Below are 15,585 nucleotides of genomic sequence, written 5' to 3'. Positions count from 1 at the left end.
TTATTTAAGTTTTTTAGAAAATTTTAAACACAATCAATGAGTTATATGGTATATCAAGTGATGATATTTATTCGCAATTAACCTGAAATCAAAAAGTAAAAATAAATTTTAGGAATGATTTACTTTGTTTAAAGTAATATGATAAGCGGTTAACATCTTGTAGAATTAAGGGAATTATTTTAATCATAAAGAATAAATATCACTGATTTTTCATATGCCTTACAATATATTAATAATTAAATATACCCTCCCTAAATGCTGTTATCTAAAACAAAGATCCTCAAAAATGATTAATTATGGCATAATATGCGCCAATTCATATTTCCGCGACTTCACTCAAAGTCTAATTATTACTTATATGAGTGAAACGCATGTTAAAGAGAGTAAATTCTAGTGTTAAGTACAAATAACATCACAATGCAATTTGGAAGTAAGGCATTATTCGAAAATATCTCAGTTAAATTCGGTAATGGCAATCGTTATGGTTTAATTGGTGCCAATGGTAGCGGTAAATCAACTTTTATGAAGATTATTGGGGGCGATTTAGTGCCAACATCCGGCAATGTTGCTTTAGATCCGCATGAACGATTAGGTAAGTTACGTCAAGACCAATTTGCGTTTGAAGAGTTTACCGTACTTGATACCGTAATTATGGGACATACCGAATTATGGCAGATCAAACAAGAACGGGATCGCATCTATTCACTCCCTGAAATGAGTGAAGAAGATGGCTTTAAAGTTGCTGATTTAGAAACCCAATATGCTGAAATGGATGGTTACAGTGCCGAATCTCGGGCTGGCGAATTATTATTAGGTGTTGGTATTCCAATTGAGCAACATTACGGATTAATGAGCGAAATCGCACCAGGTTGGAAGTTACGGGTATTATTAGCCCAAGCCCTATTTTCAAATCCAGATATCTTATTACTCGATGAACCAACCAATAACTTAGATATTGATACAATCCGCTGGCTTGAAGATACCTTAAATCAACGTGAAAGCACCATGATTATTATTTCGCATGACCGCCATTTTTTGAATATGGTCTGTACCCATATGGCAGATTTAGATTATGGTGAATTGCGCATCTATCCAGGTAACTACGACGATTACATGACCGCATCAACGCAAGCGAGAGAGCGTTTGTTAGCCGAAAATGCCAAAAAGAAAGCACAAATTAGTGAACTGCAATCGTTTGTTAGTCGCTTTAGTGCCAATGCATCAAAATCAAAACAAGCAACATCACGCGCAAGGAAAATTGAAAAAATCAAACTTGAAGAAGTCAAAGCTTCTAGTCGACAAAATCCATTTATTCGTTTTGAGCAAGATAAAAAGCTATTTCGTAATGCGCTTGTTGTTGAAGACCTTACCAAAGGATTTGACAATGGCCCTCTTTTTAAAAATCTTAAGCTCATGGTTGAAGTGGGCGAAAAAGTTGCTATTTTAGGGACTAATGGTATTGGTAAAACCACATTATTAAAAACGCTAATGGGCGAACTAACTCCTGAGCAAGGCGATATAAAATGGTCTGAAAACGCAAATATTGGTTATTATGCGCAGGATCATGAATACGAATTTGAAGGTGATTTAACGGTATTTGACTGGATGAGCCAATGGAAACAACCAAACGACGATGAACAAGCCGTGCGTAGTATTCTAGGTCGATTATTATTTTCACAAGACGATATTAAAAAACAAGTTAAGGTCTTATCTGGTGGTGAAAAAGGACGTATGTTATTTGGTAAATTGATGATGCAACGTCCTAATATTATTGTTATGGACGAACCAACTAACCATTTAGATATGGAATCTATCGAATCACTCAATATGGCATTAGAGCTTTATCAAGGTACGCTATTTTTTGTTTCGCACGACCGTGAATTTGTTAGCTCACTGGCAACACGCATTGTTGAAATCACCCCAGAAAAAGTAATTGATTATACGGGTAATTATGAAGATTACTTGCATAGTCAAGGAATTGAATAATCATTCATTAATAAAAATAGCCACAAATACCAATGTGGCTATTTTTTTGGTTACCAATAATTTTTATTGTTTCACTCTACGATAAAATATTATTTATCATTACTATTTTCGACAAACTGGAGTGCAACCATCATATTTAAGCAAATTATAACCTACATAACCGCTTTCCCTATCAATACCAAATATAAGCGCATTTGTATATACCTGACTACTCCACGTACATCCAACAGATGCTCCAAAACCACTATTAGGGTATCCTTTATATAAATTTCCCCATTCTCCGTAAAATGTACCGTCAATATCTCGCGATAATCTTGCTTCTCGATTATGATACCATTCAGGAAATAGACCTATGCCATGCCCGGTTACGGCAGTTGCTGCGCTAGGTGCATTGGTTAATTCACTTGGCGAATAAAAATAACTTGCCGCTTCTTCTGCACTAATCATCCCTAAATCACGTCCAGCACAAGCATTAGCTGCAGGGAAAATACCATTTCCAGTATCTAAATACTGCTCTGTTTTATATGGTGTTGGAGGAAGTGCGCGTATCCATTTATTAATGGTAAAAGAATAAATAGACGTTTTTGAAGGCGTTATTACATTGGGTTTTGTCCTTGCTGTTAAGATTACATTAAAAGGTAAATTGGGATGAACAGATGAATTAAAGGTAACAACACCTTCACTTCCAGCTACATTACTTATTGAGACTAAATTCGGATTACTTGATGTATAAATATAATCACTCTGTTCATTACTCATTCTTAAAGTAAATTTTGCTTGATCAAAGGCCGTTGTAGGGAATTTAGTAGGAGCCAAAGCCGAAAACCCTTCATTAGGGAAGAAAACTCTAGGGTTATAACCGCCAATAAATTTGCAATTTGTCGTATTGGTACAAGTGTTGTCGTCAACGCCAGAAGCATCATAAATTTGTAAACTAGCAGGCTTTATATAGCAAACTTTGAAATCATCAACTTTTATTGTATACGTTTTACTAAGACTACCATAAGCGTGTTCAAATGGTATGCCATATTGAGATAGCGCTTTAACACTATTAGCGCTAATCGTCAATTGATATGGACTTTGACATGAATCTAATTTGTTTGTTAATTCATCAGAAGATAACGTTTTTATCGTACCATCTGGCTGTCGATAACGCCAAGTAGCAGTTAATGTACCTGTTATTCCCATAGTTGAATGAGCGAAATCGCCATCATCATCACCATAACTTACTCCCACAATATTTGATAAACGTTTTGGTTGTCCATCAGCAACAACTTTTGTAATAAATTGATTAAATTTGTCCCCATTATGCGCATAAATTACTTTATTTATCGATGGATAAATTACTACATAGTTAGAGGAACTATCAGATTTTTGAAAACTCAATAAATCAGCCAGTTCATTAATAGCAGAGCCATTTAATTTTATATAAGGGGCTGAACCTTCAATTGCTTTTATTGTCTTTGCAGATAAAGCAGCATAACTATTAGTAATAGTTAACAATGTCATAAAGATAAAAAAGATGAAATTTATCATCCCAATTTTTCGTATTTTTATCAATCTAAGATAATAAATTATATATTTATGGTAATTTTTATAAGCAAAGAATGAATTTTTGAGGAATTTACTTGATAATATTTTTTTACATAAAAGACAAATTAGTGTTGTGTTGTGTTGTGTTGTGTTGTGTTGTGTTGTGTTGTGTTGTGTTGTGTTGTGTTGTGTTGTGTTGTGTTGTGTTGTGTTGTGTTGTGTTGTGTCTTTCATTTCATTGTACCATAAGCCATTCAATTTATCAATACATTGTTTAACATAATATTTTTTATATAGAGCATCGATTAGTTTTTATAAAATCATTTTTGTTTTAGATAAAAAATATAGTAACTCACTAAAACAAGCCTGTATTTTAAATAAAAAATAACATCATTTAAATATAAAATGCTGACCTTTTTGTTAAGATTTGTAAATATTAGCTTGAATATCTTTTACTTACAGTTGGAAAGAAAATTATAAAAAAGCAATGCATATTAAAGTTGTAATATCATCCGTTGATAATCTATCATTGAAAAAACTAGCTGTACCAATATATAAAACGATTTACTCTTAGATAATTTAAAAAATTTTAGTAGCAATAAATATAATCGCTAATGTAATTATTTTTATATAATTATTAAAAAATATATAAAAATGATCGATATCGTATTTATATTTGGTCACAAATTCGCTTTTCTTTGCTGCTTCTATCGCTTTGAATAAAAAAGGCGTATACTTTTTATCAAGTTTAAAAATAGTACCTTCGTTCATTATATAAGTACTCCTTACCGAAATACTATATTGTACTTGAATAGCCACACCAGTGACTATTTTCTATTTAGAAATCACCAATAGATTAGAATTCTAATTCATCCCACCAAATATCGATAAGTGAACTGGTTTTGACATTTTTTAAGCCGTGACTTTCAAGCCATTTTGTGACAATGTCACGATGTTCTTCGGTACAATTGCCTTGTTTTTGAGTGCAAATAATCCCTTTCCAATTTAAATAACCACTCCCCTCATAAGCTAAACCATTGGGTTGAATAGCCTTAAGAATAAACTGATCGACGATATTATCTAAAGTTTCTTCAGTTGTACCTTCGTCAAACGACCAACTAACGGTAAAACCTAATTCTTTAAACTCTTCAATGTGTAATTTTTTTCGTAAACGTCTGCTGCGATTTACCATAATAATTTCCTTCTTATTAAATATAAGTTTGCTTATTTTTAGTATGATTATGTTTATTGGAGGTCACACCTTTTTGATTGGATTGCGACGATCGATTTGAAGATGAACCTCTTCTTTTTGCTGGCGCACGCCTTGATGACGATTTTTTTACAGGTTCAGCTTTAATTTTAGGATCAACTTCAAACCCTTTGGTTGTTAATTCTGGAATCGTTTTTTTAATTAATTTTTCAATTGCTTTTAATTGTGCCAATTCATCAATGCACACAAGCGAGAGAGCTTGCCCTTGATTCTGCGCTCGACCTGTTCGACCAATACGATGAACATAATCCTCAGCAACTTGAGGGAGCTCATAATTAACAACGTAAGGTAATAACTCTATATCAAGACCTCGAGCGGCAATATCTGTGGCAACCAATGTCCTAATTTGTCCGCTTTTAAAATCAGCTAATGCTTTTGTTCGAGCTCCTTGGCTTTTATTACCATGAATAGCTGCTGATTTAATGCCATCTTTCGTTAATTGTTCCGCTAAATGATTTGCACCATATTTGGTTCGTGTAAAAATTAACACTTGTTGCCACTGATTTTTACCGATTAAATAAGATAGTAACTCACGCTTACGGCGTTTATCAACTCGATGCACATATTGAGTAATTTGCTCTGAAGTACTATTAGTTTTTGCTACAGCAACAGATTCAGGTGACTGCAAAATAGATTGAGCCAAAACTTTTATTTCATCCGAAAAAGTTGCCGAAAACATTAAATTTTGCCGTTTTTTAGGTAGCTTGGAAATCACACGACGAATATCATGTATAAATCCCATATCTAACATGCGATCAGCTTCGTCCAACACCAGTATTTTAACCGTTGAAAGATCCACCGCATTTTGTTGCTGTAAATCAAGCAATCGTCCCGGTGTTGCAATTAAGATATCCACACCACCACGCAATTTCATCATTTGCGGATTAATACTCACCCCACCAAAAACTACTAATGAATGAATGGGCAAATAACAACTATAATCGCGAATATTTTCGCCTATTTGCGCAGCCAGCTCGCGCGTTGGGGCTAAAATCAAGGCATATAAAGGACGTTTGCCTTTTTTAGGTTTTGGATTATTAGCTTCTTTTGCTTGCTGTTGAACAAGCTTTTGTAATATTGGTAAACCAAAGCCTGCCGTTTTACCTGTTCCTGTTTGTGCACTCGCCATAAGGTCTTTACCAGATAAAATTATAGGTATAGCTTGTTGTTGAATGGGAGTGGGATCGGTATAGTTTTGCTCTTGAATTGCTTTTAAAATCTTGGTATCTAAACCAAGAGAGTCAAATGACATGAAATGTATCCTAAATAAACGAAAAATAAATTATTCATATGCATTATAAAGCAATTCAATAATACTTGTCTGATTATTTAATAAATTTACTCACTGACTATTATAATAATCCAAATTTTATATATTATACAAACCTTTAATTAAAATTATCGGAGCACCTTTAATATATAAATATGTTATAAAAAAGAGTATTGATTTTATTGTGTTTATCCATTAAAAATATAAATGATATTTATTATCATTTATAATCATGTTAATATTTGACTCTCTAATAATAATTTACTGGATTAAACATGCTTTTAAACTTTAGCCACATTAAAAAGCTATTAATTGTCTCACTTTTATCGCTTTTTAGCTTTAACTGTTTTGCAAAAGATGATATCACTTTTGCAAACTTCCGAGATATTCGCGATTTGAATCCACACCTTTATGGAGGTGAAATGTGGGCTCAAAATATGCTCTATGAGTCGCTTGTTCATTATAATGAAGATGGCACATTTTCCCCTTGGCTTGCTGAAAGCTGGACTATCACTAACCAAGGAAAAACCTATACGTTTAAACTGAGAAAAGATGTTACCTTTAGTGATGGTGCTAAATTTGATGCTCACAGTGCAAAATTAAACTGGGATGCAGTCTTGTCAAATAAAGTGCGCCATACATGGCTTGAAATGGTACGCCTAATTACCGAAATCAAAGCCGTAGATGATTATACTTTACAAGTTAACCTATCAGAACCTTACTACCCATTCTTGATTGAAATTGCTGTTACAAGACCAATGCGCTTTCTTTCACCAAATTCTATGATTGATGGCGAAACTAAAAATGGTGTTAAATCTTATATTGGTACTGGTCCTTATGTTTTAGGTGATCATAAAAAAGATCAGTATGCTGTTTTTAACGCAAATCCTAACTATTGGGGTGAGCAACCAAAACTGAAAACTGTTACCATGAAAGTTATAGCAGACAACCAAAGCCGTTTAATGGCACTTGAAAAAGGTGAAATTGATTTAATTTATGGTAAAAATATGGTGGATGCCGATTCATTTGAACGTTTTTCAGAAATGGATAAATTTCAAACATTAATGTCAAAACCTGTATCAAGCCGTATCGTATTGATGAATACCACTCGACCCGCTTTAAGCGATGCTAATGTGCGCCGAGCAATCGAACATATCATTAATAAAAAAGATATTTCTGAAGGTATCTTTAATGGTAGCGAAGCGCCAGCTGATACATTAATGGCTACTAATATTCCTTATGCAAATATTGGGTTAAAACCTTACGAATATAATACTAAATTGGCCGAAGAACTACTTGATAAAGCAGGTTGGCTAAAACAAAAAGGTCAGAATTACCGTCAAAAAGACGGCAAATCATTTGAAATAACTCTTTATTATGATAGCAATACTGCATCTCAAAAAACTATCGCACAATATATGCAAGATGAGTTTGAACAGGTTGGTTTAAAACTTAACATTCATGGAGAAGAAGAACAAGGTTATCGTGATCGCCAAAAAGCTGGTGATTTTGATATGGTATTTGATATTTCTTGGGGAATGCCTTATGACCCACAATCTTTTATGTCTGGCATGAAATTACCAGTATATGGTGATTATATGGCACAACAAGGATTGAAAGAGAAAGCTCAAATTGATGCAAGCATTAGTAAAGCATTAATTTCAACTGATGAAAAAGAACGTCAAGCTCTTTACCGTTATGTGCTTGAAACATTGCATAACCAAGCGGTCTATATTCCGTTAACTTATGAACGCAACCGAGCTATCGCCATAAAATCACTAAAAGGTATTGAATTTGCTCCTTCGCAGTTTGACATTCCCTTTGAGAAAATGCATTTTTAATTTATTTTGTTAGTTAGTAATAATGTTAAATTACTTTTTTAAACGTTTAATTATGATGATACCGATTATTATCGGTATCTCGTTTATCGCTTTTCTACTTATTAATTTAGCCCCTTCTGATCCTGCTGAAGTAGCATTACGTTTAAATGAAATTATGCCCACGCCCGATGCTATTGAAAGTATGCGCCTAGAGTTAGGTTTAAATGAACCATTTTGGAAACGTTACATCAGTTGGTTATATAATGTTTTTCAACTTGATTTTGGGCGGTCTTTTGTACATCGAGATAGATTGGTTTTAGACGAGATCCTTCGAAGTTTACAACCTACATTGCTTTTAGCCTTCTCTTCATTTATTTTTACATTGGTTATTAGCCTGATTTTAGGCGTGTTATGTGCCATTTTTGCTAATTCAGTTTTCGATCATATTTTACGTATTATAATTTTTTTAGGCACGGCTATGCCGAGCTACTGGCTTGGGCTTTTATTTATCTGGTTTTTTGCTAATTATTTAGATTTACTGCCAACTAATGGATATGGCTCATGGCAGAATCTAATCCTACCGACTTTAACATTATCATTCGTTTATATTTCAACCTATATTCGTTTTATTCGTAATAACATGCTAGAAAACATGCGTAACTACTCCGTTTTTTATGCGCGTAGCCGAGGGCTAAAAGAACGCACAATCATTCTTAAACATGTGTTAGTGAACTCCTTACATACCACTATTACAGCATTAGGTATGACAATTCCGCAATTAATTGCTGGCTCATTTGTGGTTGAATATATATTTTCTTGGCCAGGACTTGGACGGTTATGTATTGCTGCTATTATGAATCGAGACTACCCCGTTATCCAAGCTTATATTTTAATTATGGCAATATTATTTGTGGTATGTAATTTTATTGTCGATGTTCTTCATCATTTACTAGATCCTCGTTTACGTGATAATGGTGGTTTGTCATGAATGTACTTAAGCAGGTGTGTAAAAATAAAACTGCATTATGTTGTTTAATTATCATTGCAACTATCATTATATTAGGTATCTTAGCCCCTTATATTGCACCATTTGATCCCAATAAAGTACGTATTATTCGTAAATACGCCCCAATGTCAGCTCAACATTGGTTAGGTTGTGATCATCTTGGACGTGATATTTTTTCAAGACTACTTTATGGCATTCGCTCCACGTTATTTTTGTCATTATTAACCATGATTATTACCATCGTTATTGGTGCAATAATTGGCCTAATTTCAGGTTATAAACGAGGTAAACTTGACGAGTGTATTATGCGTTTATGCGATATTATGCTCTCTTTTCCTAGCCAAGTGATGATTCTTGCTATTGTAGGCGTACTTGGTGTGGGTATTGAGAACGTTATTATTGCCAATATTATGGTCAAATGGGCTTGGTATAGTCGTATGATTCGCAGCTCGGTTATCAAATATAGCCGTAAAAACTATATTTTATTTTCCCGAGCAATTGGCGCACCACATTCATTTATTATTCGCCGTCACTTATTACCAAATGTAATGTCAGAATTAGTTGTGTTAGCCACACTAGATACTGGTTGGGTAATTTTAAATATTTCAGCTTTATCTTTCATAGGGCTTGGCATACAAGCACCAACTCCAGAATGGGGACTAATGCTAAATGAAGCAAAAAACGTTATGATGCAGCATCCTATGCAAATGCTCTATCCCGGAATTGCAATATTAATTGTGGTTGCTGCATTTAATATGCTTGGCGATTGTTTACGTGACATTCTTGATCCTAAGGAAAAAACAGCATGAATAATAAATTACTTGAGGTTAAGAATCTTACAGTAACACTGGATAATGGCAAAACACTACTTAATGATATCTCCTTTTGCCTTGAGCATCATCAATGTTTAGGTATTGTGGGCGAAAGTGGCTGCGGTAAAAGTTTAACTAGCAAAGCTATTATCGGTTTATTGGAGCCCTACTTTTCGGTTCAAGGCGAAGTTTTATTTAACCCCAAACAGTCTAAAATAGCGTTACAATTAAATGGTGATCTACTAAAACAAAACCGTGAGACATTACGCCATATTCGTGGCAATGCTATTTCGGCTATACTACAGCATCCAATGAATGCTTTTGATCCGCTTTATTGTATTGGCAATCAAGTGGTTGAAACGTTATTGGCACATCTGACAATTAGTAAAAAACAAGCTATTGAAAAAACATTAACTATGATTGCCGACATTGGTCTTAATGATCCAAAACAAATCTTTAAGAAATACCCACATCAGTTAAGTGGCGGCATGTTACAACGAATCATGATCGGAATAGCATTAATGCTTGAACCTGAATTAATTATTGCCGATGAACCAACCACAGCGTTGGATTCTATTAGTCAACTTCATATTCTGCAATTATTAAAAAATATCAAACAAAAATCGAAAACAGCAATGATATTTATCTCGCATGATTTAAGTGTTATTCACCATATCGCTGATCATATTATTGTAATGAATCAAGGCCAGATTGTAGAACAAGGTAGTTGCGATCATATTTTTTATCATTCTAAAAATGATTATACACGTTACTTAATTGATACTCGTAAACAGTTATTAGCCAAATTTAACGCCGTTATCCACCCAAATAGATTGGAGACTATCTAAATGACGCCGTTATTACAAATTAATAATCTCAAAAAATCTTTCTTACAACCTAATCAAGGTTTATGTAATCGCAAAAAAACGCCAATTATTAAAGATGTTTCTTTGTCTTTATACCAAGGCGAATGTTTAGGTATTGTAGGAGAAAGCGGAAGCGGTAAAAGTACACTTGGAAAACTAATTTTGGGGCTTGAAAAACCTGATAGCGGCAAAATTTATTTTAATGGGCAAGATATAGGACAACGTGCATGGAGAAAATCTCCAATGCGACGAGAAATAAGCGCTGTGTTTCAAGACTACAACACTTCAGTTAACCCTTATTTTACCGCTGCTGAAATTATTGCCGAACCCATTTATATTTATGACAAACTTACTGCAAGCCAACTTAAAAAGCGAGTAATTGAACTATTAGAACAAGTAGGATTAAATGAATCATTTTATCATCGATTTCCCCACGAAATGAGTGGAGGACAATTACAACGTATCTGTATTGCACGAGCAATTGCCTGTTCACCTAAATTTGTTTTATTTGACGAAGCAGTAAGTTCACTTGATATTACTGTCCAAACTCAAGTTTTATCGTTATTAGTTGATCTGCAAAAACAGTTAAATTTAACAACCATTTTCATTACACATGATTTAGCGACTATCGCTTATCTTTGCGATCGAGTGATCTTCTTTTATCAAGGACAGATTGTCGAACAAGTTGATAAATTAGCTAATTTAAATCAGGTTAATAATGCTTATTCTAAACAACTTCTTAAATCTATTTTAGGTTTTTAAATTATGGCAACTCAATCTATCGTTAATAAACAATATCGTTTTAAAGATTACTTAGCGCTAGTTATTCCGTTTATTATTTCAACTATTACAACGCCACTACTTGGCGTGGTCGATACCGCATTGGTCGGACATTTACCCAATCCCGCCTTTATTGCTGGCATTGCTGTTGGTGCTGTTATTTTTAATACTATTTATTGGCTTTTTGGCTTTTTACGAGTCAGTACCACTGGTTTTGCCGCACAAGCATTAGACGATCCGTTGCTGTTGCGAGTATCTTTAATTCGCCCTTTATTTATAGCTATATTTTTAGGAATTATTTTTATCATTTTTCAACAGGTGATATTTTCTGCCTCAATGCACGTTATCAAACCTAATGAAGAAGTAAAGCATTACGCGGATATTTATTTCTCTGTCTTAATTTGGGGAGCACCGTTTGTCCTTATCAACTACGTTTTAGTTGGTTGGTTAATGGGAATGTCTAAAGTAAAGGCTGTGCTATTTCTACAAGTATTAATTAATCTGCTTAATATTATTATGGCAGTAATTTTTGTTTGGTGTTTTCATTGGAATGTGCAGGGAGTTGCCTTTGCAACACTAATTGCCCAAATAATTTGTACTTTGTTAGGCATTTGGTTTATTTATCGTAATTTACCGAAATCCAATCAACAAACTGATTTAAAATCGATACTATCTTGGCAATCATTGAAAGGAGTGATTTTAGTTAATACCAATTTGATGATTCGTACCATTTGCTTATTAATCGTTACCAACCATTTTATCTCGATTGGTTCTAGTTTTAGCACCGAAGTGTTAGCTGCTAATGCCGTTTTGTTTCAAATTCACTATTTAATGGCTTATTTGTTTGACGGGTTTGCCAATGCCTCAAGCGTATTTAGCGGTAAGGCGAAAGGTACTAAAGATATCAAGTTATATAATCAAACCTTACATTGGTCACTGCAAGCTTGTATTATTTGTCCCCTAATATTAATCGCTTTATGGTTTGGATTTGATACAACAATTATTAAATTATTAACCAATCAAACCGAAATCATCACTATCTGTTTACAATATCAATATTGGCTTACTATCTTCCCTATTGTAGTTGCTGGTGGTCTTATATATTATGGCGTTTTTTCTGGAATCAGCTACACTTCTTCTATTCGTGATTCTATGATTCTAGCTTTAATTTTATGGCTGATATCACAATATATCTGTGTACCAATATGGGGAAATAATGGATTATGGCTCTCTTATATTTTATTTAGCTTAGGTAGAACTTTATTTTTAGTAATGTGGGTAAAAAAATCTAAAAGATATATACTAAACTAAATAACTAATTATCTTTTGAAGGTCTAGACTATTTATATCGTTCAAAGTATTAATTAGATAGTTTATATAAAAGATAATACAAAGCTCTTGTTTCTGAATTAACCTGTTGTGTAGGCAACTATACCATTTTATATTTTTTAAAATATATCATATATTTTAAATAGTTAAATCATAGCTATGGTTTAATAAACTTACGATTTGTTCAAACGGCACAGAACCATCGAGCATTATTGTAATCCAGTGATTTTTATTCATATGATATGCGGGTAATATACCTGAAGTATTTTTTATTATAGAAATTAATTCAGGATCAGATTTAACATTAATTATTTCCACCATATCTTTTGAATTTAGACCTAACTTATTCTTTTCCACTGACATAATTAAACCAAACCATTTACCATTATTTTTATGTCTAATAACCTGATAGTTAGGATAATTTTCAAAAGGGTGGTCAATTTGAATATTATTTAAAGTATGAGCATATTCAATTAATTTATTCTTAAAGCTCATTGTTATTTTCCTGTTTCAATTCACTAAAGCTAATACGATAATATAAACAGCTGATTTAATATACAACACGCTAATCAAGCTTTATAAAATCATTGTTATGTATAATAATCTCAAAATAAGATGTCAACAATGGCTATAAATTTAACCTATTTATTTTTGTTCTTCACAAATTTCATCAATTGATAACGTTGCTGGCACGTTACGATCATCATTGAATTGAAAGCGAAATAAAAAACGAATATCATAAGCACGTAACACTTCAATCACGTCTTGCTTATTACAAAATTGCGCATTAAGCCCAAGCCTGATATTTTCTGTAATATCTACTATTGATACACTTTGGCTATCGGTCGGCATATTATATTCAAAAACAATATTATTAAGGTTACCAAAAATGTTAGTTATTTCATAACCCGCATCCACTTTAACCGGAAATTCACCACCTTCACCTAATATCGACCTTTTTGCACTATCGGCAAAAGCTTTAGTTATGTTTGCTGATGGTGGTAATTCAGCACTATACGCATTCGAAATTGTAAAAAGAGCAGAAAATAACACTACCAATTTCATTAGCTTTTTCACTTCAATATTCCTTACATTTAGAGTTAATAGTTGTCTTGATTTTATTATAAAAAACATCTAAATGAAAAACAAATCAAACAAATTCACAACAAAATAAGAGGTTTATAAAATAACTATATGAAAGAATTAATATTTATTCTTAATAGTCATATCGTTATACATTCGTCAGAATTAATTGCTGACAACGAAAAAATATTATTTTAGATCGATACAATCAAAAAAGGTAACCATATAGGCTACCTTTTAATAGCATTAACTGAATAAAATTACTTTTTATGTGGATGAGGATCTTTAACTGAATCACCCTGTCCAGACATAATATACCAACCATTTTTGCTGTGCGGTTTTTTATTATAATCAGGGCAAGGAGGTAACGATTTCTTACTTTGGTTAGAATAAATATAGCCACAGTCAGCGCACTTATAAGTGCCAGACGAAACATCACTACCGTATGGAGCAAATTTTTGTACCATTATAAGTCCTCCTAATAAATTAGTGACAAACCCAATGTTTATCACTGTTATATCTAAACGCTGATTTAAGAAAAAAGCAAGTGCAGTTTTTAAAAAAGGAGACCGCCGATATAAACAGTCAATTAAACAACACCCAAATTATCTAAAAAGCCGGAAAACGCGAGGACATTGGGAGGACGATACCTGTATTAGCCGTAAAGACAAGCAAGCATTGATGACATTCTATTATCAACCTAAGTTACAGGATGATTCAATAATTATTTCTGTGTTGAATACTATCACAGACCGGCATTTACGCTGGGGCTTTCCTAAATGCTTTAATCGTATCAGGAAGCTGGGATATCAATGTAACCATAAGCGTGTTTATCGGGTGTATTGTGAATTAAAGCTTAATCTCAGAGTAAAGCGTAAAAAACGCACTCCTCCACGATGCCCAAAAAAGCTATTGGTGCCTAATAAACAAGGTGAATGTTGGTCAATGGATTTTATGAGTGACAGTAGCCGTAATCAACGTAGTTTTAGGACATTCAATGTCATCGATGACTTTAATCGTGAGGCGTTAGATATTGATATTGTAGTAAGCTTACCAGCAGGGAGAATTACCCGTTACTTAGATAAACTGGCCGAATATCATGGGTATCCATTAAAAATACGAGTCGATAATGGACCAGAATTTACAGGAAAATCCTTTATAAACTGGGCTAAATCACATGATATAGCCATTGATTATATAAAGCCTGGTAGCCCTTATCAAAATGGCTATATTGAACGATTTAATCGTACCTATCGTACTGAAGTACTCGATTTATATCTTTTTAACAACTTATCGCAAGCAAGGAGAATAACCGAAGAATGGTTAACGATTTATAACACCGAAAGACCACATAAGGCAATAAAGAGGTACTACCGCTTCTCGAATAAATTCAAAATCAATGACTTTAGTTATTTTACGAACAACATGATTTTCATGGGACACGCATCTAGCGAGATTTGCTCTATTTTTTCTGGTGTCGCTGGAGCTGTTTTTTTTAGCATAGAAGAATTCCTCTTATAATGGACTCCTCTCTATTAGATCAAAGAACTCGCCAAAAAGCGAGTTCTTTGTCATCAATCTTCCCCCAATAATTGTTTCTTTTATTATGTGTTAACTTAAAATCCTTACTCTAACTATCTTTATATTTAATTTCTTAATTGCGCTTGAGCTTTTTTTTGTTTTCGGCTTTTAATTAGCATAATTAAATTTTTATGTGGTGTTTTCATAGATTATTTCCTCTTGTTATTATTTTATACTTAATATATTAATTTTTATAAATTTTAAATACACAATTTGTAAAGTAGCTAAGCGATATCAGTATCACTTAGC

15 protein-coding genes are annotated in these 15,585 nt (G+C 33.2%); 8 read left to right on the top strand and 7 right to left on the bottom strand.

Annotated elements, in window-relative coordinates:
* Window positions 1-393 precede the first annotated feature (393 nt).
* Window positions 394-1,986: an ABC-F family ATPase gene (locus A9G25_RS02490; RefSeq protein ID WP_065625603.1), complete on the top strand. Its 1,593-nt coding sequence runs from the start codon at window positions 394-396 to the stop codon at window positions 1,984-1,986.
* Between the two features lie 102 nt (window positions 1,987-2,088).
* Here the strand turns inward: A9G25_RS02490 and A9G25_RS02485 are convergent, their stop codons facing one another.
* From A9G25_RS02485 to rhlE, 4 genes are all read right to left on the bottom strand, one after another.
* Window positions 2,089-3,522: a hypothetical protein gene (locus A9G25_RS02485; RefSeq protein WP_141674973.1), complete on the bottom strand. Its 1,434-nt coding sequence runs from the start codon at window positions 3,520-3,522 to the stop codon at window positions 2,089-2,091.
* A gap of 576 nt (window positions 3,523-4,098) precedes the next feature.
* On the bottom strand, window positions 4,099-4,290 hold the full coding sequence (locus A9G25_RS02480; RefSeq protein ID WP_065625601.1) for a hypothetical protein: 192 nt from the start codon (window positions 4,288-4,290) through the stop codon (window positions 4,099-4,101).
* An 85-nt stretch (window positions 4,291-4,375) separates the two neighbouring features.
* Window positions 4,376-4,711, bottom strand: a complete 336-nt coding sequence (locus A9G25_RS02475) for a YggL family protein (RefSeq protein ID WP_065625600.1) — start codon at window positions 4,709-4,711, stop codon at window positions 4,376-4,378.
* 16 nt (window positions 4,712-4,727) lie between these two features.
* Entirely contained in the window at window positions 4,728-6,041 is a 1,314-nt protein-coding gene (rhlE, locus tag A9G25_RS02470) for an ATP-dependent RNA helicase RhlE (protein ID WP_081297116.1), read from the bottom strand.
* A gap of 293 nt (window positions 6,042-6,334) precedes the next feature.
* Between rhlE and nikA the strand changes: the two genes are divergently transcribed.
* Genes nikA through A9G25_RS02440 form a run of 6 tightly spaced genes read left to right on the top strand, consistent with a single transcriptional unit; the run spans window position 6,335 to window position 12,654 of the window.
* Window positions 6,335-7,900: a nickel ABC transporter substrate-binding protein gene (gene nikA, locus A9G25_RS02465; RefSeq protein WP_065625599.1), complete on the top strand. Its 1,566-nt coding sequence runs from the start codon at window positions 6,335-6,337 to the stop codon at window positions 7,898-7,900.
* A 22-nt stretch (window positions 7,901-7,922) separates the two neighbouring features.
* On the top strand, window positions 7,923-8,867 hold the full coding sequence (gene opp1B, locus A9G25_RS02460) for a nickel/cobalt ABC transporter permease (RefSeq protein ID WP_065625598.1): 945 nt from the start codon (window positions 7,923-7,925) through the stop codon (window positions 8,865-8,867).
* Window positions 8,864-9,694, top strand: a complete 831-nt coding sequence (gene opp1C, locus A9G25_RS02455; protein WP_065625597.1) for a nickel/cobalt ABC transporter permease — start codon at window positions 8,864-8,866, stop codon at window positions 9,692-9,694. Before opp1B ends, opp1C begins: the two co-directional genes overlap by 4 nt.
* Window positions 9,691-10,545, top strand: coding sequence for an ABC transporter ATP-binding protein (locus A9G25_RS02450; protein ID WP_065625596.1), 855 nt, complete (start codon window positions 9,691-9,693; stop codon window positions 10,543-10,545). Before opp1C ends, A9G25_RS02450 begins: the two co-directional genes overlap by 4 nt.
* Window positions 10,546-11,325 (top strand): ABC transporter ATP-binding protein, encoded by a 780-nt coding sequence (locus A9G25_RS02445; RefSeq protein WP_065625595.1) that lies wholly within the window; start codon window positions 10,546-10,548, stop codon window positions 11,323-11,325.
* A gap of 3 nt (window positions 11,326-11,328) precedes the next feature.
* The gene (locus tag A9G25_RS02440) at window positions 11,329-12,654 is read left to right on the top strand and encodes an MATE family efflux transporter (protein ID WP_065625594.1); all 1,326 of its coding nucleotides are present in this window, start codon (window positions 11,329-11,331) and stop codon (window positions 12,652-12,654) included.
* A gap of 156 nt (window positions 12,655-12,810) precedes the next feature.
* Here the strand turns inward: A9G25_RS02440 and A9G25_RS02435 are convergent, their stop codons facing one another.
* The 3 genes from A9G25_RS02435 to A9G25_RS02425 all read right to left on the bottom strand — a co-directional run bounded on the left by A9G25_RS02435 (window position 12,811) and on the right by A9G25_RS02425 (window position 14,222).
* Window positions 12,811-13,167 (bottom strand): MmcQ/YjbR family DNA-binding protein, encoded by a 357-nt coding sequence (locus A9G25_RS02435; protein WP_065625593.1) that lies wholly within the window; start codon window positions 13,165-13,167, stop codon window positions 12,811-12,813.
* A gap of 150 nt (window positions 13,168-13,317) precedes the next feature.
* Window positions 13,318-13,749, bottom strand: coding sequence for a hypothetical protein (locus A9G25_RS02430; protein WP_065625592.1), 432 nt, complete (start codon window positions 13,747-13,749; stop codon window positions 13,318-13,320).
* Between the two features lie 266 nt (window positions 13,750-14,015).
* A complete protein-coding gene (locus A9G25_RS02425; protein ID WP_034910630.1) occupies window positions 14,016-14,222 on the bottom strand; it encodes a hypothetical protein in 207 nt (68 codons plus the stop codon).
* Between the two features lie 214 nt (window positions 14,223-14,436).
* Between A9G25_RS02425 and A9G25_RS02420 the strand changes: the two genes are divergently transcribed.
* Complete coding sequence (locus tag A9G25_RS02420) at window positions 14,437-15,276, top strand: IS3 family transposase (RefSeq protein WP_065625591.1); 840 nt, start codon at window positions 14,437-14,439, stop codon at window positions 15,274-15,276.
* Window positions 15,277-15,585 lie beyond the last annotated feature (309 nt).

The sequence above is a fragment of the Gilliamella sp. Bif1-4 genome (genome assembly GCF_001690535.1).
GTDB classification, from domain to species: domain Bacteria; phylum Pseudomonadota; class Gammaproteobacteria; order Enterobacterales; family Orbaceae; genus Gilliamella; species Gilliamella bombi.
This window is presented reverse-complemented; position numbering and strand designations above follow the sequence as displayed.

Coding starts and splice junctions, on each gene's coding strand:
- A9G25_RS02485 (WP_141674973.1), bottom strand. CDS start 3,522: ATGATAAATTTCATCTTTTTTATCTTTATGACATTGTTAACTATTACT.
- A9G25_RS02480 (WP_065625601.1), bottom strand. CDS start 4,290: ATGAACGAAGGTACTATTTTTAAACTTGATAAAAAGTATACGCCTTTT.
- A9G25_RS02475 (WP_065625600.1), bottom strand. CDS start 4,711: ATGGTAAATCGCAGCAGACGTTTACGAAAAAAATTACACATTGAAGAG.
- rhlE (WP_081297116.1), bottom strand. CDS start 6,041: ATGTCATTTGACTCTCTTGGTTTAGATACCAAGATTTTAAAAGCAATT.
- nikA (WP_065625599.1), top strand. CDS start 6,335: ATGCTTTTAAACTTTAGCCACATTAAAAAGCTATTAATTGTCTCACTT.
- opp1B (WP_065625598.1), top strand. CDS start 7,923: ATGTTAAATTACTTTTTTAAACGTTTAATTATGATGATACCGATTATT.
- opp1C (WP_065625597.1), top strand. CDS start 8,864: ATGAATGTACTTAAGCAGGTGTGTAAAAATAAAACTGCATTATGTTGT.
- A9G25_RS02450 (WP_065625596.1), top strand. CDS start 9,691: ATGAATAATAAATTACTTGAGGTTAAGAATCTTACAGTAACACTGGAT.
- A9G25_RS02445 (WP_065625595.1), top strand. CDS start 10,546: ATGACGCCGTTATTACAAATTAATAATCTCAAAAAATCTTTCTTACAA.
- A9G25_RS02440 (WP_065625594.1), top strand. CDS start 11,329: ATGGCAACTCAATCTATCGTTAATAAACAATATCGTTTTAAAGATTAC.
- A9G25_RS02435 (WP_065625593.1), bottom strand. CDS start 13,167: ATGAGCTTTAAGAATAAATTAATTGAATATGCTCATACTTTAAATAAT.
- A9G25_RS02425 (WP_034910630.1), bottom strand. CDS start 14,222: ATGGTACAAAAATTTGCTCCATACGGTAGTGATGTTTCGTCTGGCACT.
- A9G25_RS02420 (WP_065625591.1), top strand. CDS start 14,437: ATGACATTCTATTATCAACCTAAGTTACAGGATGATTCAATAATTATT.